18 protein-coding genes are annotated in these 21,687 nt (G+C 38.0%); 13 read left to right on the top strand and 5 right to left on the bottom strand.

Annotated features, from left to right (window positions below; all coding sequences use genetic code 11):
- Genes lpxD through lpxA form a run of 3 tightly spaced genes read left to right on the top strand, consistent with a single transcriptional unit; the run spans nucleotide 1 to nucleotide 2,348 of the window.
- On the top strand, nucleotides 1-1,071 hold the full coding sequence (gene lpxD, locus O1449_RS07915) for a UDP-3-O-(3-hydroxymyristoyl)glucosamine N-acyltransferase (protein WP_269237973.1): 1,071 nt from the start codon (nucleotides 1-3) through the stop codon (nucleotides 1,069-1,071).
- A gap of 6 nt (nucleotides 1,072-1,077) precedes the next feature.
- Entirely contained in the window at nucleotides 1,078-1,563 is a 486-nt protein-coding gene (gene fabZ / locus O1449_RS07910; protein ID WP_046739599.1) for a 3-hydroxyacyl-ACP dehydratase FabZ, read from the top strand.
- Nucleotides 1,560-2,348: an acyl-ACP--UDP-N-acetylglucosamine O-acyltransferase gene (lpxA, locus tag O1449_RS07905; RefSeq protein WP_269230324.1), complete on the top strand. Its 789-nt coding sequence runs from the start codon at nucleotides 1,560-1,562 to the stop codon at nucleotides 2,346-2,348. The genes fabZ and lpxA overlap by 4 nt, the downstream gene beginning before the upstream one ends.
- A gap of 46 nt (nucleotides 2,349-2,394) precedes the next feature.
- On the opposite strand, the gene O1449_RS07900 is transcribed toward lpxA, so the two are convergent.
- Nucleotides 2,395-3,327, bottom strand: a complete 933-nt coding sequence (locus O1449_RS07900) for an AraC family transcriptional regulator (RefSeq protein WP_331276174.1) — start codon at nucleotides 3,325-3,327, stop codon at nucleotides 2,395-2,397.
- A gap of 190 nt (nucleotides 3,328-3,517) precedes the next feature.
- Here O1449_RS07900 and O1449_RS07895 point away from each other — a divergent pair, with 190 nt between their 5' ends.
- Entirely contained in the window at nucleotides 3,518-4,762 is a 1,245-nt protein-coding gene (locus tag O1449_RS07895) for an alkane 1-monooxygenase (protein ID WP_269239683.1), read from the top strand.
- Between the two features lie 155 nt (nucleotides 4,763-4,917).
- Entirely contained in the window at nucleotides 4,918-6,270 is a 1,353-nt protein-coding gene (gene gorA, locus O1449_RS07890) for a glutathione-disulfide reductase (RefSeq protein ID WP_269237971.1), read from the top strand.
- 66 nt (nucleotides 6,271-6,336) lie between these two features.
- Here gorA and O1449_RS07885 read toward each other — a convergent pair whose 3' ends face one another.
- The 4 genes from O1449_RS07885 to O1449_RS07870 all read right to left on the bottom strand — a co-directional run bounded on the left by O1449_RS07885 (nucleotide 6,337) and on the right by O1449_RS07870 (nucleotide 10,947).
- A complete protein-coding gene (locus tag O1449_RS07885) occupies nucleotides 6,337-7,536 on the bottom strand; it encodes an acyl-CoA dehydrogenase family protein (RefSeq protein WP_269230328.1) in 1,200 nt (399 codons plus the stop codon).
- Nucleotides 7,537-7,551: 15 nt separating this feature from the next.
- Nucleotides 7,552-8,838 carry an acyl-CoA dehydrogenase family protein gene (locus tag O1449_RS07880; protein ID WP_269239682.1) on the bottom strand — a complete coding sequence of 429 codons (1,287 nt, stop codon included), beginning with the start codon at nucleotides 8,836-8,838 and terminating at the stop codon, nucleotides 7,552-7,554.
- A 236-nt stretch (nucleotides 8,839-9,074) separates the two neighbouring features.
- Entirely contained in the window at nucleotides 9,075-10,448 is a 1,374-nt protein-coding gene (locus tag O1449_RS07875; protein ID WP_269237970.1) for an ABC1 kinase family protein, read from the bottom strand.
- 193 nt (nucleotides 10,449-10,641) lie between these two features.
- Entirely contained in the window at nucleotides 10,642-10,947 is a 306-nt protein-coding gene (locus O1449_RS07870) for a hypothetical protein (protein WP_050039743.1), read from the bottom strand.
- Nucleotides 10,948-11,110: 163 nt separating this feature from the next.
- On the opposite strand from O1449_RS07870, the gene ybaK reads away from it, so the two are divergent.
- The 8 genes from ybaK to O1449_RS07830 all read left to right on the top strand — a co-directional run bounded on the left by ybaK (nucleotide 11,111) and on the right by O1449_RS07830 (nucleotide 21,670).
- Complete coding sequence (gene ybaK / locus O1449_RS07865) at nucleotides 11,111-11,578, top strand: Cys-tRNA(Pro) deacylase (protein ID WP_269237969.1); 468 nt, start codon at nucleotides 11,111-11,113, stop codon at nucleotides 11,576-11,578.
- A 320-nt stretch (nucleotides 11,579-11,898) separates the two neighbouring features.
- The gene (locus tag O1449_RS07860) at nucleotides 11,899-13,683 is read left to right on the top strand and encodes an IucA/IucC family protein (RefSeq protein WP_269237968.1); all 1,785 of its coding nucleotides are present in this window, start codon (nucleotides 11,899-11,901) and stop codon (nucleotides 13,681-13,683) included.
- Nucleotides 13,676-15,157: a lysine N(6)-hydroxylase/L-ornithine N(5)-oxygenase family protein gene (locus O1449_RS07855; protein WP_269237967.1), complete on the top strand. Its 1,482-nt coding sequence runs from the start codon at nucleotides 13,676-13,678 to the stop codon at nucleotides 15,155-15,157. Before O1449_RS07860 ends, O1449_RS07855 begins: the two co-directional genes overlap by 8 nt.
- The gene (locus O1449_RS07850; protein ID WP_269237966.1) at nucleotides 15,154-16,971 is read left to right on the top strand and encodes an IucA/IucC family protein; all 1,818 of its coding nucleotides are present in this window, start codon (nucleotides 15,154-15,156) and stop codon (nucleotides 16,969-16,971) included. The genes O1449_RS07855 and O1449_RS07850 overlap by 4 nt, the downstream gene beginning before the upstream one ends.
- A gap of 33 nt (nucleotides 16,972-17,004) precedes the next feature.
- Nucleotides 17,005-17,652: a GNAT family N-acetyltransferase gene (locus O1449_RS07845; protein WP_269237965.1), complete on the top strand. Its 648-nt coding sequence runs from the start codon at nucleotides 17,005-17,007 to the stop codon at nucleotides 17,650-17,652.
- Nucleotides 17,649-18,020 (top strand): hypothetical protein, encoded by a 372-nt coding sequence (locus O1449_RS07840; RefSeq protein ID WP_269237964.1) that lies wholly within the window; start codon nucleotides 17,649-17,651, stop codon nucleotides 18,018-18,020. Before O1449_RS07845 ends, O1449_RS07840 begins: the two co-directional genes overlap by 4 nt.
- Nucleotides 18,017-19,267, top strand: coding sequence for an MFS transporter (locus O1449_RS07835; RefSeq protein WP_269237963.1), 1,251 nt, complete (start codon nucleotides 18,017-18,019; stop codon nucleotides 19,265-19,267). Before O1449_RS07840 ends, O1449_RS07835 begins: the two co-directional genes overlap by 4 nt.
- Nucleotides 19,268-19,276: 9 nt before the next feature.
- On the top strand, nucleotides 19,277-21,670 hold the full coding sequence (locus O1449_RS07830) for a TonB-dependent receptor (RefSeq protein WP_269237962.1): 2,394 nt from the start codon (nucleotides 19,277-19,279) through the stop codon (nucleotides 21,668-21,670).
- Nucleotides 21,671-21,687 lie beyond the last annotated feature (17 nt).

The raw sequence follows: 21,687 nt of genomic DNA, 5'->3' as shown, positions 1-21,687 counted from the left end.
ATGAATAGACGTAGCTATCGTTTAGAAGAAATAGCTCATCTTGTAAAAGGTGAGCTTTTTGGTGATAAAGATTTTAAAATTTCTAATTTGTCTAGTTTGGAACAGGCACAAAATCATCACATTTGTTTTGTAAATGGTGAAAAATATTTAGCACAAGCTGAAGCAAGCGAAGCAGGTGTTTATATTGTGACAACTGCATTAAAACAACAATTATCATTGAAGCAAAATTTTATCGTTGTAGAAAATCCTTATCTCGCTTTTGCAACTCTTACACATTTATTTGAGAAGAAAATTTCTCGAAAAGGTATCGAAAGTACTGCTCAAATTCATCCTTCTGCAATTGTGGCTGATAATGCTTATATAGGGCACTATGCTGTCATTGGTGAACATTGTGTTATTGGACATAATACAATTATCCAAGCACATGCTTTTATTGATGATGAAGTTGAAATTGGTAATGACTGTTTCATTGATGCGCATGTCACGATCACGGGCGGTGCAAAGTTAAAAGATCGGGTTCGTATTCATGCGAATACTGTGATTGGATCAGAAGGTTTTGGTTTTGCACCTTATCAAGGAAAATGGCACCGTATTGCTCAACTCGGTTCGGTAAGAATCGGTAATGATGTCCGTATTGGCTCAAATTGTAGTATTGATCGTGGCGCATTAGATGACACAATTTTAGCAGATGGCGTCATTATTGATAACCTTGTGCAAATTGCCCACAATGTTCAAATTGATCAACATACAGCCATCGCTGCAAACACGGCAATTGCTGGAAGTGTCCGAATTGGCAAAAACTGTATTATCGGTGGTGGCAGTGCAGTTGCAGGGCATTTAAATATTGCGAATAATGTGACGCTTACTGGAATGTCAATGGTCACAAAAAGTATTTCTGAAGCGGGAACCTTTTCTTCGGGAATTGGACTATTTGAAAATAGTCACTGGAAAAGAACTGTTGTACGCCTTAGACAATTAGCAGATGTGCCATTGACCCAAATCACTAAAAGGCTTGATCATATGCAAGCTCAATTAGAGTCCCTTGAATCAACCTTTAAGTTACGTAAATAATTTATTATGACTGAGTCTACATCTCCAGCATTTACAATGCCTGAATTACCCATGGATATTCTGACGATTCGTGAATATTTACCGCATCGTTATCCTTTTTTACTTGTTGATAGAGTTACAGAAATAACTGAGAATAGTATTGTCGGCTATAAAAATGTCTCTATTAATGAAGAGTTTTTGCAAGGGCATTTCCCGACATACCCGATTATGCCGGGTGTGTTGATTATTGAAGCTCTCGCACAGGTCTCAGGAATATTAGGCTTTGTATTGACCAATCAAAAGCCAAAAGAAGGATCATTGTTCTTATTTGCTGGCGCAGAAAAAGTAAGATTTAAGAAACAAGTTGTTGCTGGTGACCAGCTTGTCTTAAAATCAGAACTAGTGATGCAAAAACGTGGCATTTACAAGTACAATTGTAAGGCTAGTGTCGACGGTATTGTCGCTGCAACAGCAGAGATCATTATTTCCCACCAAAAAATTGAGCAGACATGAGTAGTCAAAACCTAATTCACACAACCGCAATTATTGACCCATCTGCAGAAATTGCATCTGATGTACAAATTGGACCTTATTGTATTGTTGGTCCGAATGTAACGATTGATGCTGGGACTAAATTACGTTCACATGTGGTAATTGGCGGTTTTACGAAAATTGGAAAAAATAATGATATTTTTCAGTTTTCGAGTGTCGGTGAAATTTGCCAAGATTTAAAGTATCAAGGTGAAGAGACATGGCTAGAAATTGGGGATAATAACTTTATTCGTGAACATTGTACTTTGCATAGAGGTACGGTTCAGGATAATGCAATAACAAAAATTGGCAGTCATAACTTATTCATGGTGAATACTCATATTGCGCATGATTGTGTAATTGGTGATCACAATATTTTTGCCAATAATGTGGGCGTTGCGGGTCATGTCCATGTAGGTAATCATGTTATTGTAGGTGGTAATGCGGGTATTCATCAGTTCTGCCGTATTGATTCATATAGCATGATTGGTGGAGCATCTTTAATTCTTAAGGACGTTCCTGCTTACGTGATGGCGTCTGGTAATCCTGCACATGCTTACGGTATGAATATTGAAGGCATGCGACGTAAAGGTTGGACTCGAGATACGATTCAAGGTTTAAGAGAAGCATACAAGCTGATTTATAAGGCTGGTTTAACCACTGAGCAAGCCATTGAGCAGATTCGTAGCGACATACTGACGAAGACGCCTGAAGCACAATTGTTTATTGATTCACTCGAAAAGTCTACACGCGGTATTGTCCGTTAAAATTTACAAAAATAAAAAAAGACACTTAGGTGTCTTTTTTTATTTTCTAATTTTCTGCTTCGATAAATTGCTGTCGGTATTGTTTGGGTGATAACTCAAAAGTCCGTTTAAATGCTTGACTAAAAGCTGTTTCGGAAGAGTAGCCCACTTTGTTTGCAATCAGATGAATGGAATAATTACTTTTACGTAAATACTGGCTCGCTAAGCGCATACGATGTTGTTGTAGATAAGCCAAGGGGGATTCTCCGATCACCTCATGAAATAAACTTGCAAATTTTGAACGTGACATACAGCATTGTTCTGCAAGGGTTTCAACTGTCCATGCATCTTCAGGATGGTTATGAATTGCAGCAAGGCTATTGCTGAGCTCAGGATGATTTAAAGCGCTTAGCCATCCATGTTGATTTGAGATCTGTTGAATATGATCTCTTATACATTTGATCAATAAAATATTTACAAGATGATCAATAATAATATCTCTACCTGCCTGAATATTTTGTGTCTCTAATGCTAAAAAGTGCAAACCAATTTGTAACCATTCAGGTGCTGTATTTTCTCCGTGTTGAATATGAATGATTGAAGGTAATGCTTGAATAAAAGGGCGTGCCATGATGGTGTCAATCTGACAACGAACAGTTAAAATAAGATTTTTCTCTGACGAATCTGTACCGAATTCAATAGCATCCTCTTTATGTCCATCAAACAATTTTGAAATATTGACTGCATTCACAAGCTTTGTGATGGAGTTATCTGCACCCGTATGTGCTGTTCCAGAAGGAATTAGGACAATTTCACCAGCATGAGCAGTTAAACTATTTTGTGAATCAATTTGAATGAAAACAGAACCAAGTAAAACAATGTATACGATAAGTGCTGTTTGATCTTGGCACGTAAAACTCCATTCTCCTTGAGTTTTCAAGTAGATATATTCCGTATGGTTTAAATGAATATCAGCAAATATTTTACTTAAAGCATCCATATGATTTTTAAATTATGTATTCATTGTAAATTATAGAGAGCTCTCCCAATAACTCAATATGTGTTTTTAGGACAAAAACATGGAAGATTATGCCAAAGACTTTCACATAGGTTTTTTGGACGCTTGCAACTGTCATGAAACTCATAATTCATCAAAATATACATATATATACAAAGACATGGATAAGATGATGAATGCACCAGTAAATGTAGAGCAAGAACGTACGCCAATAAGCATTCCAAAATCGAAAACTGAATTGGATCGTAAACGTTATTTATGGGCAATTAGCCCAGCTTTACCTGCAATTGGCATTGGTATTTTAGCAGGTTATCAATTTGCACCTCGTCCATTAAAAAAAATCTTTGCATTAGGTGGACCAATTGTTTTGCATATCGTTATTCCAGCAATTGACACATTGATTGGAAAAGATGCAAATAACCCAACTGATGAAGATATTAAACTACTTGAAAAAGATCCCTATTATTCACGCTTAGTAAAAAGCTTTCTTCCATTACAATATGCAGCTAATTTTTACGCATGTTATTTATGTAGTCGTAAAGAAACTTCGTTTATCGATAAAATCCTATTGGGTATTTCAATGGGTGCGATCAATGGTATCGCAATCAATACTGCACATGAACTTAGCCATAAACATGATCGTATAGATCATATTCTTTCTCATCTTGCTCTTGTACCTACAGGATATAATCACTTCCGTGTAGAACATCCGTATGGACACCATAAACGCGCTGCAACACCTGAAGATCCAGCATCTTCACAAATGGGAGAAACATTCTATGAGTTCTGGCCACGTACAGTAATTGGTTCTTTCAAATCTGCTATTGAAATTGAAACTAATCGTTTGAAACGTAAAGGTAAAGAATTCTGGTCAACTGAAAATGAATTATTGCAAGGCTGGGGAATGAGTGCTGCTTTTCATGGTTCAATGATTGGATTATTTGGTAAAGGTGTAATTCCGTATTTAGCGACTCAAGCTTTTTACGGTATTAGCTTGTTTGAAATTATTAATTATATTGAACATTATGGTTTAAAACGTCAAAAAGATAAAAATGGTAAATATGAACGTACGATGCCAGAGCATAGCTGGAACAATAACAATATTGTGACCAACTTATTCTTGTATCAATTACAGCGTCATTCAGATCATCATGCTTATCCAACACGTCCATTCCAAGCACTGCGCAATTTTGATGAAGCACCAGAATTACCTAGTGGTTATGCAACCATGTTATTACCAGCATTAATTCCACCACTATGGTCAAAAATGATGGATAAGCGTGTATTTGATCATTACAAAGGTGATTTGAATAAAGCCAATATCTATCCAAAACGTCGTGCAAAACTGTTTAAGAAATTTGGTGTAGTGGATCAATCTTTAGTTGAAACTTCAGTAGAAGCTGTGGCAGCCGAATAGCTTAAAACTTTCCCAAAAGTAGAGCACTGATGATTTATCCTCAGTGCTTTTTTATTTTCTTGTATTAAAACTTTAACAAAATAAGGATTCAGAACTTTGTTGCTGTATATCTAATACTTATAAAATAATTTTGTAATTGATTCTATGAGGCAGTAATGACAAAACATTATGATTATATTGCAATTGGTGGTGGTAGTGGTGGAATTGCATCAGTTAACCGTGCTGCAATGTATGGAAAAAAATGTGCTCTCATTGAGAAAGCTGAAATAGGTGGCACCTGTGTCAATGTCGGCTGTGTGCCTAAAAAAGTCATGTGGTATGCAGCACATATTGCTGAATCAATTCAAAAATATGGACCTGATTATGGCTTTAACAGTAAAGTTGAATCTTTCGATTGGCAAACACTGGTCAAAAATCGTCAAGCTTATATAGAACGAATTCATCTATCTTATCAAAATAGCCTAAGTAATAATAAGATTGATCTTATTCATGGTGCGGCTCATTTTATTGATAAAAATACTATCGAAGTCAACGGTGAGAAATTCACAGCAGACCATATCTTGATTGCAACAGGGACACAGCCATTATTACCTAATATTGATGGTGTTGAATATGGCATTGATTCGAATGGTTTCTTTGAACTAACGGCTTTACCTAAAACTACTGCCGTGATTGGTTCTGGTTATATTGCAGTTGAGTTGGCAGGGGTACTCAATGCTTTAGGTTCACAAGTTGGATTATTTATTCGTAAAGATTTACCTGTTCGACGTTTTGATTCTTTCTTGAGTGAAACTTTGGTTGAAGTGATGCAAACAGATGGAATTACTATACATACACAAGCTGTTCCTAAAGAAATCACCAAGAATACCGATGGCTCTGTCATATTACATTTAGAAAATGGCGAAAGTCATACGGTCGATTGCTTGATTTGGGCAACGGGTAGAGAGCCAAATACGGCGAGCTTGAATTTAGAAAAAGCCAATATACAGCTCGATGATCGAGGTTACATCAAAGTCGATAAGTTCCAAAATACCTCTCAACAAGGTATCTATGCGGTAGGAGATATTACAGGGAAAATGGAGCTTACACCTGTCGCAGTTGTAGCGGGTCGTAAATTGTCTGAGCGATTATTCAATCATAAGCCAGATGAGCATTTAGATTACGATAATATACCAACGGTTGTTTTCAGCCATCCGCCGATTGGAACAGTAGGGATAACTGAGCAAGAAGCGATTGAGAAATATGGTCAGCAAGCTGTGAAAGTTTATAATTCATCATTTACTGCGATGTATAGCGCCATTACGCAACATCGTCAGCCGACCAAAATGAAGCTAGTCTGTGTGGGTGAAAATGAAAAAATTGTCGGTATCCACGGTATCGGTTTTGGCATGGATGAGATTCTGCAAGGTTTTGCGGTTGCTTTAAAAATGGGAGCGACGAAAAAAGACTTTGATAATACTGTTGCAATTCATCCTACTTCAGCAGAAGAGTTTGTGACGATGCGATAGCGCGCGATATGAAAATAAAAAGGACGTAAATAACGTCCTTTTTAAATTTTTTGTTTAAATGGGTATTTATTTCAATTCACTTGAAGATTTACCCAATTCACGACGAGCAATAATGAGCTGTTGAATCTGTTGTGTACCTTCAAAAATATCCAAAATTTTTGAGTCACGTGCCCATTTTTCTAATAACTCATCTTCACCATAGCCCACGCTTGCAGCTAATTCGACGCATTTGAGTGTAATTTCATTACCTACACGCCCAGCTTTTGCTTTAGCAATAGAAGCTTCTTTAGAATTAGGCTTTTTATTGTCAGCCATCCATGTGGCTTTAATCATAAGTAGGCGAGCAGCTTCCCACTCAGCTTCCATACGATAGATTTGAGCAGCCAAATTCGAAGTTTGCAAATAAGGCGTTTTGTAGTCCGGATCAAGCTGATCTTTAAAAATTTCTTTAATACGTTCTAAAGATGCCTTTGCACAACCGATTGCCATGGCTGCAACAAGTGGACGAGTGTTATCAAAAGTTTCCATAACACCAGCAAAACCTTTAGCAACATCAATTTCTGGATTACCTAATAAATTAGCTGCTGGTACACGACAGTCAATAAAACTTATAGCAGCTGTGTCAGAAGCTTTGATTCCCAGTTTGTGCTCTAAGCGTTCAACTTTCATACCCTGCGTACCTTTAGGTACAACAAAGGATTTAATAGCAGCACGACCAAGTTTTTTATCTAGTGTTGCCCAAACCACAACTGAGTCTGCACGATCACCAGAAGTGACATAAATCTTTTCACCATTAAGGATATAATCATCGCCATCTTTGGTTGCGGTTGTACGAATAGCTGCTGAGTCTGAACCACATCCTGGTTCGGTAATTGCCATAGCAGCCCAAGTACCTTTGAAACGTTCAAGTTGCTCATCATTCGCAACTGCTGCAATGGCAGAGTTGCCTAAGCCTTGACGTGGCATACTGAGCAGTAAGCCTGTATCACCATAACACATTTCAATAATACCAAGTGCCGCAGACATGTTACCGCCATTCACAATGGCATCTGGGTTAGCTGTCCCTCGTTTACTCGCATTGGCTGCACCGACACCTTCGCCACTTTCATTCATGCCATCTAATAGCGCAGCGAGCATATCGAGTTCTTTAGGGTATGCATGTTCTGCTTTGTCATATTTACGTGAAATAGGGCGTAATACATTCAATGCTGTTTCATGCGCCTGATCAACCAACATTTTAAATTTTTTCGGATTTTGTAAGTTCATTCTTCTTCTCCAAAATTACGCATGTAAGCCAGAATGTAAGATAGCGGTCGCGCGTAAATCACGATACCAACGTTCAACAGGATGCTCTTTAGTAAAACCATGACCACCTAAGATTTGTACGCCATCTGTACCAATTTTCATTGATTTTTCGGCACAAAGTAAGCGAGCAAGATAGGCCTCACGATGAAAAGGTTTACCTGCTTCAGCCAAGCTTGCCGCATTTAAAACCAACATACGCATAGCATCAATTTCAATGGCCATATCGGCAATCATGAAAGCAACACTTTGACGATGAGAGATAGGTTCACCAAAAGCAGTGCGTTCATTGGCATATTTAATACAATAAGCTTTGATTGCTTCTCCTGTACCAATCGCCATGGCACACCACATTAAGTTTCCAAGATCGACAAATGCAGTGTAATCAAAGTCAGCATCGCCTAAACGCAAAGCAGGAGTTTGGTTGAATTGAAGTGTTGCTGTTTCAGTTGCTTTTAATCCCATTGCTGGATTAGCTTTGATTGCAATAGTTTGATTTGACTGCACAACAAAAATATCAGGTTGACCATTAAACTCAGCACTTACAAGGAATACATCCGCAGTGTCACCGAGGATAACTAAGGTTTTTTCACCTGTAATGTAGAATTGACCGTTTGCTTCAGTTGCAGTTGTTTTTAACTGATATGGATTAAATGCAGGAGTTGCTTCTTGAAATGCAAATGTTGCGGTAACATCAGTATCTTCAGCAAATACAGGCAAATACATCGATTGAACTTGTGTTGAACCCCAACGTGTAATTGCATTAATAACGCTAAATGTGCTGAGTAGACCTGCTGTTAAACTGAAATCACCTTTAGCTAAACTTTCTGCGATTAATATATTACTCACAATATTTTGTTCAGCGGCAACACCACCTAATGCTTCAGGTAAAGCATAGTAGTTCAAACCTAAGTCGACCAAATGTTGCCAAAGTTGTTCTGGGAATTGTGCTTGATGATCAGCGTCATGCGCTAAAGCATATAAAACTTCTTCAGCGAATTGAGACATTGCATCGACAGTCATTTGCTGTTCTTCAGTAAGGCTGAGATCAAACAAATTTTTATTAACTTGATTCGGGAGGCGTTGCTTATCAATTGCTTGCGGTTTAAAAGCTTTTTGTGTCTTATTCAGTACTTTAAAACCTGTTTTTGATCCTTGATATAATGATTTCTCTACAAATTTTCTTAATTTGAGTTGATCTAATACTTCGCTTCCTGCGATTTTAGTGATCAAAGATAGCCCAAAGCCTTGAGCTTTATTCATCATATTCGACATGATTTTATCCTAGAGGATGGTTGTAAAATTATGCTGACATGCTCTAGTCAAAAAAACTATGTCTTGTTTGACGTGCTAAATTAAGAAAGATAAAGGGTAAAATGGTTCGTACATGGATTTTATATTATTGTTTTTAAATGAATAAAAGAAATATCAGAAAAATAAATTTTAAAAAAATTGACCAAACTGACAAATCAGATTGGTCAAAATGACTTTAGGTATAGCGCTTATGCAAACTGACGAATCATTTTTCGTACATTTGTCTTTGCTTCGATCACAGTCATAAACGTATATGCACCAATAAACTTACGGCTAATAAACATAAATTCTTTTGGTGGAACAGAGAAATAACGAGATGCCATTGATTGTGCTGCTTGTTGCATTACACGACTATGGAGTTGGCTTTTTTTCCAATCGTAGCGGTCTTGGTCATCCATTATACCAGCTGGCATATTCGGATTATTACTTGGGCAACTAAAAGCCTCCGTTGCAATCAAGAACACGTCTGCCATACCTGGTTTTATACTTTCTGGCATTGCATCAAAAAACTCATAACCAGTCATGGCTTTAACCATTGCAGTTTTATCATGGTCATAACCTGCATGAATAAGATTCCGTGCTACAGCAAGTAAGTTATCATCAAATTGACGGATCGCCCCGAAATCAAGTAAAACGATTTTATCCTTTACATCATCGCCGTTACCCAAACGAACAAGGTAATTACCAAAGTTCGGATCAGTTTGCATTTCACCCCATTCAAATAATTCACGTACTGCAATTTCCAGAGAAGCTTCGCCTAATTTGTTACGACGTTCTTGGGGGAGGGAAAGCATTACCGGACTATTGATTGGTACACCGCGCTCGAAAGTCATGCACAACACTTTATTAGAGCAAAATTCATTTACGATTTCTGGTACCACATAGCGTGGATCATTCTTTAAACGATCAGCAAATCGACGCGTCGTTGCGGCTTCGATGCCATAGTCGACTTCTCGATGCATCATTTCACGAACTTCATCAAACCACTGATCAAATTCACGAGTTTGTGGCACCATACGTGTGAGTTTAAGCATGTTCTTAAATAGATTCATATCAGAATCAATTGCTTCCGCCACACCAGGGTATTGAATTTTAAGAACCAGTTCTAAACCATCTGATTTACGTGTCGCACGATGAACTTGGGCAAGTGAAGCTGTACCAATTGGTTCATGATCAATCGTGAGTTCATCTAATTTTGAACCTAACTGTTCTTGCAAATGCGCTTTGATTGCAGGCCAAGCAAGTGCGACAGTTTGATTGTTCAATGTATTTAATGCTTGTGTAATTTCTTCAGGTAAGAAATGTTCGCCGTATAAAGCCATCATTTGACCAATCTTTACGATAGATCCTTTTAGTTTTCCTATTTCAGAAACTAAATAATGAGCTTGTTCAGCCATGGCTTTTTTACGCTTTTTCTCTTTTTCTTCTTCACTAGAAAAAATTGAAGTAGCGCTAGCAGTCGCCCAACGTGTTCCAGCGAGTAAAGAGGCTTTTGCAATAGATAAGCGACGATCTACAGAGGAGGTTTTTAGATTCTTAAGCTTATCGTTCTGATCTGACATGAAAGAAAAATCCTATGCTGAAATCGGAGGGTTGAAAGCCGAGACTTAAATTGTAGCGGATATTACAGCTTTTGAACGTATTAAAATAGTTCAATCTCTTGAATTATCAGTCTAAATTTGTGAATTAGGTCAATAAATCAGAATAGCCTAAGTAAAATTTAAATTTCAAATTTGGCTTTACTATACAGATGTCCTAAATCCTAAACTGAATTTTTAGAGTAGATTTTCTCATTAAAGCTGCACGATTAGTATGAATATGAGCAATCAACATACGCTTTACATGACTATGATGAAAGCCTAAAGCATGAGCTTTCACAATAATGATACTGGGTAATGTAAAGAAAAAATACTTGGTGTCGTCTAAAGTCGCATCTTTAAAAATACCTTCTTCAATCAAAGTATTCCGAAGAAAAATTTTCTCTTCTTGCACAGTAGGAGATGACTCATCATCCCAATAATTCTGACGCATTGCCATCAAATTATTATGTTTATAACTCATCGTTGCTTGAGCTCATTCTGTTTACTGTTAGTAAATATATGAGGTTAATTGAATTTTTATCAAGAATAGATTTATCTCAAAATAGCCTAAGCAAATTTAATCCTTAATTTTTAAATGCTACACTTATACTACTTTAATGACTAAATCGAAGAACTGAAAAGAAATGACTCCAGCTTGTAAGTTATTAGAAAAAAATAAAATAGCATTCACAGTTCATGAATATGAACATGATGTAAATGCAAAAAGTTTTGGCTTAGAAGCCGCAGAAAAACTCAATCTAAATGTAGATGAAGTATTCAAAACGCTAATGGTCACCGATGAAAAAAATTATTTCATCGCAGTTTTGCCAGTGAATTATCACTTAAATTTAAAAAAAGTTGCATCAGCAGTAGGGTGCAAGAAGCTACAAATGGCCAATCCAAAAGATGCTGAACGTTTAACTGGTTATTTAGTCGGTGGAATTAGTCCCTTAGGACAGAAAAAACGACTCAAAACTGTAATCGATGAGACAGCCAAGTCATTAAACAAGATTTATGTAAGTGGTGGAAAAAGAGGTTTGGACATTGGTCTTAACCCAGTTGATCTAGCTAAGTTACTGGAAGCGACGTTTTCAGATGTTTTAGATTGTTAATATATTTAAAAAAGACTTTAAAGCAGAAAGTCTTTTTTATTTGATTCATAAAAACAATAAGAGATTAAATTATAATTGAAATTATTGATAATTGGAATTATAATTTTTTGTATTTTTCTTGATCTAAATTAATTTTTCATATTAAAAAACAAAGTATTAAGTGCAGAGGTTTAGCTTAAATTTATAATTGATATTATTAATGATAATAATTATCATTAATAATATCTTATTTACGGTGAATAACATTGTAATAAGGTTTGTTTAGAGCTCAAAACATTCGAAAAAAAATTAACTCTCTCTTTATAAGAGGATACCGACAGATGCAATCACTTGCCAATCGGTTGGCGATACAACACTTCGTCAACGCATATACGCAAGAAACTGGCAAAGGTCACTTGCTTAATAGAAATCAGCAAAGTCCGCAACAACAAGCGTTTAGCCAAGGTTTAACGCTGTTATCAATCCCTATCCATTCTATTCAAGCTCAATGTAATTTTCCTTTATCTTATGTCAGCCGAGTCGGGCGACATCGTGTAGCAGATGTTCCACAAGTTATTATCCATGGACAAATCAAAACTTTAAGCCCTATTACAATTGTAGGTCTCCTGCTTGAAGAACTGGTTTTTGAATCATCTATTCCATTAGATGCTGCATCTTTAGTAGAGAAGTGGATTCAAAGTCGTGATGCACTGCAACAGTTTTTAGTACAACGTGAGAGCGATTTTGATGATTTGGTCAAAGCAGGTCAGAGTTTTATTGAAACAGAGCAGGCGCTCATTCTGGGGCATAGTATGCACCCAGCACCAAAAAGTAGAACAGGATTTGTGCATGAAGATTGGTTAAAGTTCTCTCCTGAACATAAAGGCAAGACACAACTGTATTATTGGTTGGTTCATCAAGACTATATTTCTGAGGGTAGTGCTACTGATGAAAGTATTTCAGCTCAATTAAAAACTGCTTTACAGTGGTATTTATCTGAACAAGATATCAATCTATTAAAAACCCATACCGAATATAAATTACTGCCTTTGCATCCATGGCAAGCACGTTACTTACAAAGTAAACCGTGGTTTGAACGTCTTAAACAAACGGGACAGTTAATTGATTTAGGCTTACGAGGCTGGCAATTTTCTCCAACCACTTCAATCCGAACCTTGGCGAGTTTTAATGCAACTTGGATGGTGAAACCCTCACTTTCAGTGATGATCACCAATTCTATTCGCGTCAATTTAGCCAAAGAATGCCATCGTGGTGAGCTGACGCATCGTTTATGGCACAGTGAATTGGGTCAAAACATTTTAAAACAGTGCCCAAGCTTAAAAGCGGTGAATGATCCAGCGTGGATTGCTTTAAAAATTGATGATGAAGTGGTCAATGAAAGTATCTGTATTTTCCGTGATCAGCCATTCCATCCTCAACAGCAAGTTACCTGTATTGCTTCTTTATGTCAGGATCATCCAAGTAAACCGCTCAATCGTTTTAATGCTTTATTTGCAAAAATAGCAAAAACGCACCATGAAACCGATTTTTCAGACATTGCTTTGGATTGGTTTAATCGTTTCCTTGAAGTCAGCTTGCAGCCTTTAATGTATGTCTACCATCGTTATGGTATGGCTTTTGAATCACATCAGCAGAATGTGTTATTGGAGTTAGAAAATCATTTCCCAAAAACCTTGTGGCTACGTGATAACCAAGGTTTCTATTACATTGAAGAATTTGCCACTGAAATTCTGCAAGCTTTACCTGAGCTGAAAGAAAAGGCATTTGCCGTTGGGCCTAAAGATTTCGTGGATGAACGTTTTAGTTATTATTTCTTTGGAAATACCTTGTTTGGCATGATCAATGCGATTGGTGCAACAGGCTATATCACCGAAGATGAATTGCTTGAACATTTAAAAACTTTCTTACAGGTGCAATTACAGCAATACCCTGATAGCACATTATTGCAGGGGTTATTGTTGAATCCAACTTTACCTTATAAGGGTAATTTACTGACCCGTTTGCATGAATTAGATGAACTGATAGCACCCGTCGAAAATCAATCCGTTTATGTACAACTGCCAAATCCACTGTTTATGACAGAAAAGGATGTCAGTTATGCTTGATTTTATTGGAATTGGTTTAGGGCCTTTTAACTTAAGTCTTGCCAGTCTGCTACAGAATAAAAGTGCATTGAACTATGCATTTTTCGAGCAAAAAGCTCAATTCGATTGGCATGCAGGAATGCAGTTACCGAATACGGTATTACAAGTGCCATTTATGGCGGATTTGGTGTCGATGGTTGATCCAACCAGTCCATTCAGTTTCTTGAATTATCTGCGTCATCATCAACGTTTGTATAAATTCTATTTCTTAGAGCAACCACATATTCCACGTTGTGAATATAACCATTATTGCCAATGGGTTGCAGAACAGCTTGACTGTATTGAATACCAATCTCGTGTTTTGATGATTGAACCTCAAACCATCGGTTTTAAGGTACTAGTTGAGTCAGAAGGGATTCAGCACAGTTATTTATGCCGTCATTTATTGATTGGAAGCGGCAATGTGCCTTATTTGCCTGAATGTCTGGCAAAAGTTCAGCAACAGCAACCACAAAAATGTCTGCATTCAGCTCAATATATGACGCATGCTGATACGGATTTACATGGCGATGTGGTGGTGCTTGGTTCAGGGCAATCTGCGGCTGAAGTCTTTATTGATCTGTTTGATGAACAGCAAGATGAGGCAAATCATCCATTTGATTTGCATTGGTTTACCCGTTCTCAAGGTTTTTTCCCGATGGAATATGCACCATTGGGACTGGAGCACTTTAGCCCTGACTATGCGCAGCATTTTTATGATTTGCCAGTCGAGAAAAAAGAACAGCAATTGCAGCAGCAAGCCTTGTTATACAAGGGGATCAGTGCAAAAACCATTCGTGAAATCTATCAAAAACTTTATCACCGCAGCATCGCGGGTCAAAGTTTACAAACACATTTACATAGTCAGTGCGATTTAAAAGATGCTGAAGTATTAGATACTCAAAAGATTCGACTGCATTTTCAGCATCGTGCCACGGCGCAAAGCTTCCATCTCGATTGTGATTTCCTTGTGGCAGCAACAGGTTACTTTACGCCTGACTTTGGTTTTATGCAGTTGCTGAAACCTTATATTGAATTTGATCATAAACAGCGTTGGCAAATTACCGAGGACTATCGAGTTGTACATCATCTGAATGGTCATATTTTTGTTCAAAATCAAGAAATGCATAGTCATGGGGTTGGTACACCAGACTTAGGTCTTGGCGCTTATCGTGCAGCTACGATTATTAATCAATTGGCTGAGCGTCAGATTTATGAGCTTGGGCAACAGGTACAGACTTTCCAGCACTTTAACCTCTCTCAAAATCCTAAAATTTGTATGGCAGATAAAAAAGCCGTTTTAGAAGATTGTCTTTGTGAAAAGACAGCGAGTAAAAACCTTTCGATTTTAAAGACAGCAGAACAGAACACGATAACGACACCTTCAACCAGTCGTGGTGTAGGCACACGAACACAAACTGCTGCTGTGTATTCAACTTATGAGAAATTGATATGAACTTTGCAACTTTAAAAATTAATCAGCAGCAATGGCGTGCCGCAGGGCAACGTCTCATTGAAATGGCGATTGCAGAGTTTCTCTACGAAGAAATTATTGAAGTTAAAGCCTTATCAGTAGGACGTTATCAGTTAGATTTAGGCAATCGTCAGTATGAATTTCAAGGACATCAATATTTACTTGGACACTGGAATATTCAGGAAGGCTCGGTACGTGATGTAAGCAATGGTCAGCACAGTGATCAGCCTGCTTGGAATTTACATGAGTTTATTGTCGCAATGTCTGACAGCTCGAATGTCAAGCCATTCACCAAAGCGTATTTGATTAAGGAAATGAACAATACTTGGCTGGCAGAAGCACATTTGTTCAATGAAACGCGTTTGCCAAGTGCTGCGGTTTTAACTGAATCGCATTATAAAGTTGAAGGCATGTTACGCGGTCATCCTTGGCTGATCATGAGTAAGGGACGTATGGGCTTTGGTTATGATGATTATTTAAGTGCTGCACCTGAACTCTCACCAGAAGTCAAAGTATTATGGTTAGCTGTACATCGTGATTTAGCGGAATATCGTAGCACTGAACAATGGGATGCTTGTGCTTTGTATCAACATGAGTTTGATGCCAATGAACTTCAACAATTTCAAAACATTCTACAAACCAAAGCGTTGAATCCACAAGATTATTTCTTGATTCCTGTGCATGCTTGGCAATGGCATCAATGGCTGGTTCCAACCTATGCCAATGAAATTGTCGATCAGAAAATCATTGAGTTGAACATTAGCCAAGACAGCTATGTACCGATGCAGTCAATTCGGACTTTATGTAATACATCCAACTTACAACGTCATTACATTAAACTGCCAGTGAGTATTTTTAACACGGCTGTTTATCGTGGATTACCTTCAAAACGTAATCTTGCAGCGCCTGCTGTTACTGCATGGTTAAAGCAAATTCATCAACAAGATCAAGACTTGCAAGAAACAGGTGTGATTTTCTTGGGTGAAGTGGCGACCTTAACCATTCATCAACCGTGTTTTGACCAAATTGAAGGTGCGCCTTATCAATTTAAAGAACTCTTTGGCTGCTTATGGCGTGAAAGTGTTGATCGCTACGTTGACCCATCGCAACAAGTACTTTCTCAAGCTGCCTTATTACATCGAGATATTTCAGGTCAATCCATCCTTAGTGTACTGATTCAAGCATCTGGTTTAAATCCTTTGGCTTGGTTAGCGCAATTTGCGCAAGTCTGTTTAAGTCCGTTATTACTCTGTTTGTATCGCTACGGTTTAGCATTCTCACCACACGGCGAAAACACCATGTTGGTGCATGAAAATGGTGTGCCAAAAGCATTGGTCTTAAAAGACTTTATTGATGATATCAATTTGGTGGATGAAGATTTCCCTGAATTAGGTCAACTGCCATCTGAAGCTAATTTGTTATTACGTCATGAAGCAACCGATTTAAGTCATTTCATTTTCACAGGTCTGTTCATGGTGCATTACCGTTATATCTGTAATGTGTTCTTGCAAGATTATCCTGAATATTCAGAACTTGATTTCTGGCAAACCATTTCCAACGTTATCGTTGAGTTTAACCAACAGCATCCTGAATTGGCTGAACGTGCTGAAAAATTTGCCATGTTACGACCAACTTACACCAAGATTTGTTTGAACCGTGTTCGTTTATTTACCACAAGTTATAACGATGAAGCAGAACGTCCTGTGCCTGTTTTCCTTGATCCAATTGCAAACCCAGTGAGTCCAGAGACATTGGCGGAATGGGGCACTCAACAAGCTAAATCTAAAGCTGGCTAAATATTTCTAAGATTGAATAAATAAAGGTCTGATATGAACACAATCTCTCAGCGACTCCCTGATTACTATGAATACCATGAGAATGGTACGCAATATTATTTAAGACAAGTGCAATATCCACAAGATATTCCTTTATTGCATCAATGGATGCATGAGCCACATGTGATTCCACAATGGCAATTGAATAAATCTGAACTGGATTTGCAGGTGTATTTCGACAAGATGCTTGCAGATGACCATCAGCGATTATTGATTGTGGGCGTGGATGGTAAAGATGTGGGTTATACCGAAATCTATGAAGGTAAACGGGATCGTTTAGGTCGTTATTACGACGGTGATGACCATGATCTAGGTTGGCATCTACTTTTTGGCGATAAATCTGTGTTTGGCAAAGGCTTTTTACGTCCAACTGTTCGCTTATTGAGTTTTTATATTTTTGAAAACTCCCAAGCCAAAAAAATTGTGGGAGAACCCGACCATACAGTTAAGCCTTATGCGGCAGTGGTCGAGGAGCTTTGCTATGAAAGCCAGCGTCTCATTCCAATGGCTGAGAAAACCGCCATGTTGTACTACTGCTTTAGAGAAACTTTTTATAACAAGTTTGGTCAATCGCTCCAAACATCACAGCAATTACAACAACAGCTCGCAGATCAGCCAGCCAAATTCCTGAGTGTTACATGAGTTTATCAATCAATGAGATGCACATCTTAGATATGCGCTTTGCCGCGCATGTCTCGGTGGCAGAATTTGAACAATGGTTAGCGCATATCCAACAATATTTCGAACAAAAAAGAAATTTTGTGTTGATTATGCAAACTGAGCTGAATACCGAATTTCCCGAAGAATATCGGGCAATTCAAGCGAAATGGTATAAGCAATATAAACCAGACTTTTATCAATATTGCCTAGGTTTTGCTCGTATTGCCCAAGATGAAGCAGATCGGATTCGATTAGATACACCAGCACTGCAAAAAGCGTGGCATGTGCCTTATTTCGTCAGTTTGAACCAAGCCGATGCTGTGCAATGGGCTGTGCAGAGGTGGTTATGAATCAACAATTGAATCATGACAATGCCTTTCCAATCAAAACAGTATCCACACTGAGCCTATCGGTTGTGGTGGTACTGTACCTAGCACATGCTTTGCCATTGTATTTTTACAATGTGGCTTTACCTACGATTTTACGTCATCAAGGCGTGGATTTGCGTTGGATTGGGATGTTGTCGCTACTGTATATCCCGTGGGCATTTAAGTTTTTTTGGGCACCATTGCTTGATCGCTTTTATTTGAAATCATTGGGTAAACGCAAAACTTGGCTGTTATTTACTCAGATTGCATTGGTCTTGGGCGTGGTGGCTTTGGCATTGACACAGTTTGACTATGGTTTAAGTGTCTTTGTGATTGTGGGTTTATGGATTTCGACTTTTGCTGCAACCCAAGATATTGCGATTGATGGTTATACCGTTGAAACATTTTCCGAGTCTGAATACCGATTAGGAAGTATGGCGCAAAGTATTGGCGTTGCTTTAGGCAGTATGGTGGGGGGTGCTGCTACTTTATGGTTGTATCAACTCTATGGTTGGCAAACGGCACTGATTGCTTTAGCTGCAATGACAGCATTCACAATGTTGGCTATTTTCCAAATCAAAGAAAGATCGAATACAGAAAAAATTGCCAAGCAAGCACCGAGCCTGATCCGAGCGTTTAAACGCCCTGAAATGTTATGGGCTTTGGCCTTGATTGTCTGTTATCGCGTGGTTGAAGCCCCCGCGATGGCAATGCTCAATCCCATGTTGATTGATCAAAAATGGTCATTGGCACACATTGGCATACTGATGTCTGTAGTCGGAGCTGGTGTCGGTTTATTGGCAGCAGTATCCGCAGCATTTTTATTAAAAAAATTAGCAGCGACTCAATTATTGATTTGGGCAGGTTGGGCACGAACTTTGATTTATGCCTTGCTTGGGGCTGCTGTCTTATTGAGTTGGTTTGATCAATGGCAAATGTTACTTGGTGTATTTGTCGTGGTCATTTTAGCTATTCGTTACGTCGCGATGACCGCTTTATATGCTCATTTCATGCAAACCAGTTCTAAAGAGCAAGCAGGAACAGACTTTACGATTTTAGTCTGTTTTGAGCTGCTGGTTTATTTCATTGGCGGAGCAATGTCAGGTTTCTTGGCTAAGGCATTTGGCTATGGAAATTTCTATCTCATTCTTGCAGCCGCATCTGTACTGAGCATCTTGCTCAGTCAAGTTCTAGTTCACAAAGCAAAACAAACGCAACAACATACCTAGGGGTAATTTATGAAAGTTCGTTCACTTTCGACATCATTCACACTGTTGAGCTTAGCCATAAGTACACAGCTTTATGCTCAAACTGTTGAAACAGCACCATCTACTCAAGCAGTTGTTGTAGAAAGTCAAAAAATAGCACAACTTGCACCGATTGTGGTGACAGCGACTCGTTCAGCTCAAAGTATTGCGGAAATTGCAGGGACAGTTTATAGCATCAATAAAGAGGATATTGCTAAACAAGCGGCTGCAGGTAAGAGTACTGCTGATATTCTAGGCTTATTAGTTCCATCATTAACCCCAAGCTCTGGTACAACCAGTAATTATGGTATGACCATGCGTGGGCGAACAGTACAATATATGATTGATGGTGTTCCACAAACAGGTTCTCGTGACAGTTCTCGTCAATTGAATAGTATTAGCCCAGATTCAATTGAAAAAATTGAAGTGGTTTCAGGTGCGAGTAGCATTTATGGTTCAGGGGCAACAGGCGGTATTATTAATATTATTACCAAAAAAGGTACTGAGGAAGGTTTAAGCTTTGAATCAAAAGTTGGTGTGACCTCTGGTGATAATTTTAAAAATGATGCACTTGCTTATGAGGCTTATCAATCGGTTGCCTTTAATCAAGGGGATTGGAATGGTTTCTTAGGTGCAGGCTATACCAAACGTGGGGAAATCCAAGACAGTCATGGTCATCGCATTGGACCTGAAATCGCACAAACTGATCGTCAAGACACTGAGACAGTCGATGTAAATGGTCGTTTAGGTTGGCAATTAACAGACAAGCAAAAGTTAAGCCTTGGTGCACAGTATTATAATGATGAGCAGGATAGTGATTATGGTGCGGATTACGGTAATCTCTCTGGTTACAATGCTGCAAATCTATTATTTCCAACTCGAGTCAAACCAAGCTTAAAAGCTGTTTCAGGGCTGAAACTAAATACTCAACCAAAAACTGAACGGTATGCGGTTAATGTTCAATACGAAAATCAAGATTTATTAGGTCAAAAACTAAATACGGAAGCCTTCTACCGTAAAGAAAAAGGACGTTGGTTTCCAACAGTTTCTCCTCTGGGTCATGGAACTTTAAATTTTGAATTAGCACAACTTTATCCAAATTATGCTAATCCGCGGTCTCCTGATTTTTTAAAAGCAGTTCGTTTAGGATATGCCGTTCTACAATCAGAAACAGAAATTGATGTATGGGGGGTACGTACAGCTTTACAGAAAGATTTTAAGATTTCCGATCGTAACATAGGTCTGATTTATGGGTTAGATTATGAAAATGAAACAGACAAGGCATCTGCTCGTAGATTTAATTTTGACAACTTTTACGCAAGCAATGGACTTGATTTTACCCCAGAAAAAATTTATCAATTTGGACCAGATACAGAAATTAAAAAGTTAGGTGTATTTTTACAGGGGCATTATGAAATATCAGATCGCTTAAATATTCAAGCTGGTATGCGTCATGAAAGGATAGATAGTAAAGTTTCTGATTCAACGCCATATCGTGAATCTATTCCCGCTGATATTTTAACGAATGATTTAAAATATCCTTATACAGCAAAAAAATTAAATGGCGGTAAGGTTAAACATAATGCAACTTTATTTAATTTAGGTGCAGTCTATCATTTGACAGATGTACAACAGATATTTGCTAATTTTTCACAAGGTTTTAGTATTCCTGATGTACAACGTATGTTGCGCGATGTACCTGCTAATTTTGTTGTGAATAGTAATAATATTGATCCAATCAAGGTCAATAACTATGAATTAGGTTGGCGTTTGCAAGGTGATAGTGGTCTTAATACTAGTGTAACTGCTTTTTATAATACCTCTGACAAAGTTGTACGTTTTAATAGTGCGCCCGCATATAACATTGATGTGATTGATACAGATGAACGTATTTATGGTGCTGAAGCAAATGTTAATTATCCATTAACAGATAATATGTCATTAGGAGGTACAGTCGCTTATACACGTGGGCAATTTAAAAATTCAGATGGAAAATGGCAAGAGTTGGATAGCACCCGTATTTCTCCTTTAAAAGGTACACTGTATACGGATTGGCAATTTACAGACGGCTTTGGTCTCCGTGTTCAAGCACTTGCTGTGAGTGGAACTGATAAAGCGAAACAAGAAATGCAAGATTATAAGAATGTAGATACAAAGGGGCGCAAAGATATAAAACTGCCGAGCGAAATCAAAGGTTATGCTGTGATGGATGTGATTGCCAATGCAAAAGCAGGCCCTGGAACAGTTGGTTTTGGTGTCTACAATGTTTGGAATACGGAGTACAAAACTGTATTTAGCCAAGCTGCTGAAGCTGTATATAGTGCGATGTCTAGTTTACCTGCACAAGGTCGTACTTATGGTTTGAGCTATACCCTCAAATACTAATCTAATCAAAAAGGCAT

Source organism: Acinetobacter sp. TR3, from assembly GCF_027105055.1.
In the GTDB taxonomy this organism is placed as follows: Bacteria; Pseudomonadota; Gammaproteobacteria; order Pseudomonadales; family Moraxellaceae; genus Acinetobacter.
This window is presented reverse-complemented; position numbering and strand designations above follow the sequence as displayed.

What these genes read in the sequence shown, in the direction of transcription:
- lpxD (WP_269237973.1), top strand. Translation starts at nt 1, where the DNA reads ATGAATAGACGTAGCTATCGTTTAGAAGAAATAGCTCATCTTGTAAAA.
- fabZ (WP_046739599.1), top strand. Translation starts at nt 1,078, where the DNA reads ATGACTGAGTCTACATCTCCAGCATTTACAATGCCTGAATTACCCATG.
- lpxA (WP_269230324.1), top strand. Translation starts at nt 1,560, where the DNA reads ATGAGTAGTCAAAACCTAATTCACACAACCGCAATTATTGACCCATCT.
- O1449_RS07900 (WP_331276174.1), bottom strand. Translation starts at nt 3,327, where the DNA reads ATGGATGCTTTAAGTAAAATATTTGCTGATATTCATTTAAACCATACG.
- O1449_RS07895 (WP_269239683.1), top strand. Translation starts at nt 3,518, where the DNA reads ATGAATGCACCAGTAAATGTAGAGCAAGAACGTACGCCAATAAGCATT.
- gorA (WP_269237971.1), top strand. Translation starts at nt 4,918, where the DNA reads ATGACAAAACATTATGATTATATTGCAATTGGTGGTGGTAGTGGTGGA.
- O1449_RS07885 (WP_269230328.1), bottom strand. Translation starts at nt 7,536, where the DNA reads ATGAACTTACAAAATCCGAAAAAATTTAAAATGTTGGTTGATCAGGCG.
- O1449_RS07880 (WP_269239682.1), bottom strand. Translation starts at nt 8,838, where the DNA reads ATGATGAATAAAGCTCAAGGCTTTGGGCTATCTTTGATCACTAAAATC.
- O1449_RS07875 (WP_269237970.1), bottom strand. Translation starts at nt 10,448, where the DNA reads ATGTCAGATCAGAACGATAAGCTTAAGAATCTAAAAACCTCCTCTGTA.
- O1449_RS07870 (WP_050039743.1), bottom strand. Translation starts at nt 10,947, where the DNA reads ATGAGTTATAAACATAATAATTTGATGGCAATGCGTCAGAATTATTGG.
- ybaK (WP_269237969.1), top strand. Translation starts at nt 11,111, where the DNA reads ATGACTCCAGCTTGTAAGTTATTAGAAAAAAATAAAATAGCATTCACA.
- O1449_RS07860 (WP_269237968.1), top strand. Translation starts at nt 11,899, where the DNA reads ATGCAATCACTTGCCAATCGGTTGGCGATACAACACTTCGTCAACGCA.
- O1449_RS07855 (WP_269237967.1), top strand. Translation starts at nt 13,676, where the DNA reads ATGCTTGATTTTATTGGAATTGGTTTAGGGCCTTTTAACTTAAGTCTT.
- O1449_RS07850 (WP_269237966.1), top strand. Translation starts at nt 15,154, where the DNA reads ATGAACTTTGCAACTTTAAAAATTAATCAGCAGCAATGGCGTGCCGCA.
- O1449_RS07845 (WP_269237965.1), top strand. Translation starts at nt 17,005, where the DNA reads ATGAACACAATCTCTCAGCGACTCCCTGATTACTATGAATACCATGAG.
- O1449_RS07840 (WP_269237964.1), top strand. Translation starts at nt 17,649, where the DNA reads ATGAGTTTATCAATCAATGAGATGCACATCTTAGATATGCGCTTTGCC.
- O1449_RS07835 (WP_269237963.1), top strand. Translation starts at nt 18,017, where the DNA reads ATGAATCAACAATTGAATCATGACAATGCCTTTCCAATCAAAACAGTA.
- O1449_RS07830 (WP_269237962.1), top strand. Translation starts at nt 19,277, where the DNA reads ATGAAAGTTCGTTCACTTTCGACATCATTCACACTGTTGAGCTTAGCC.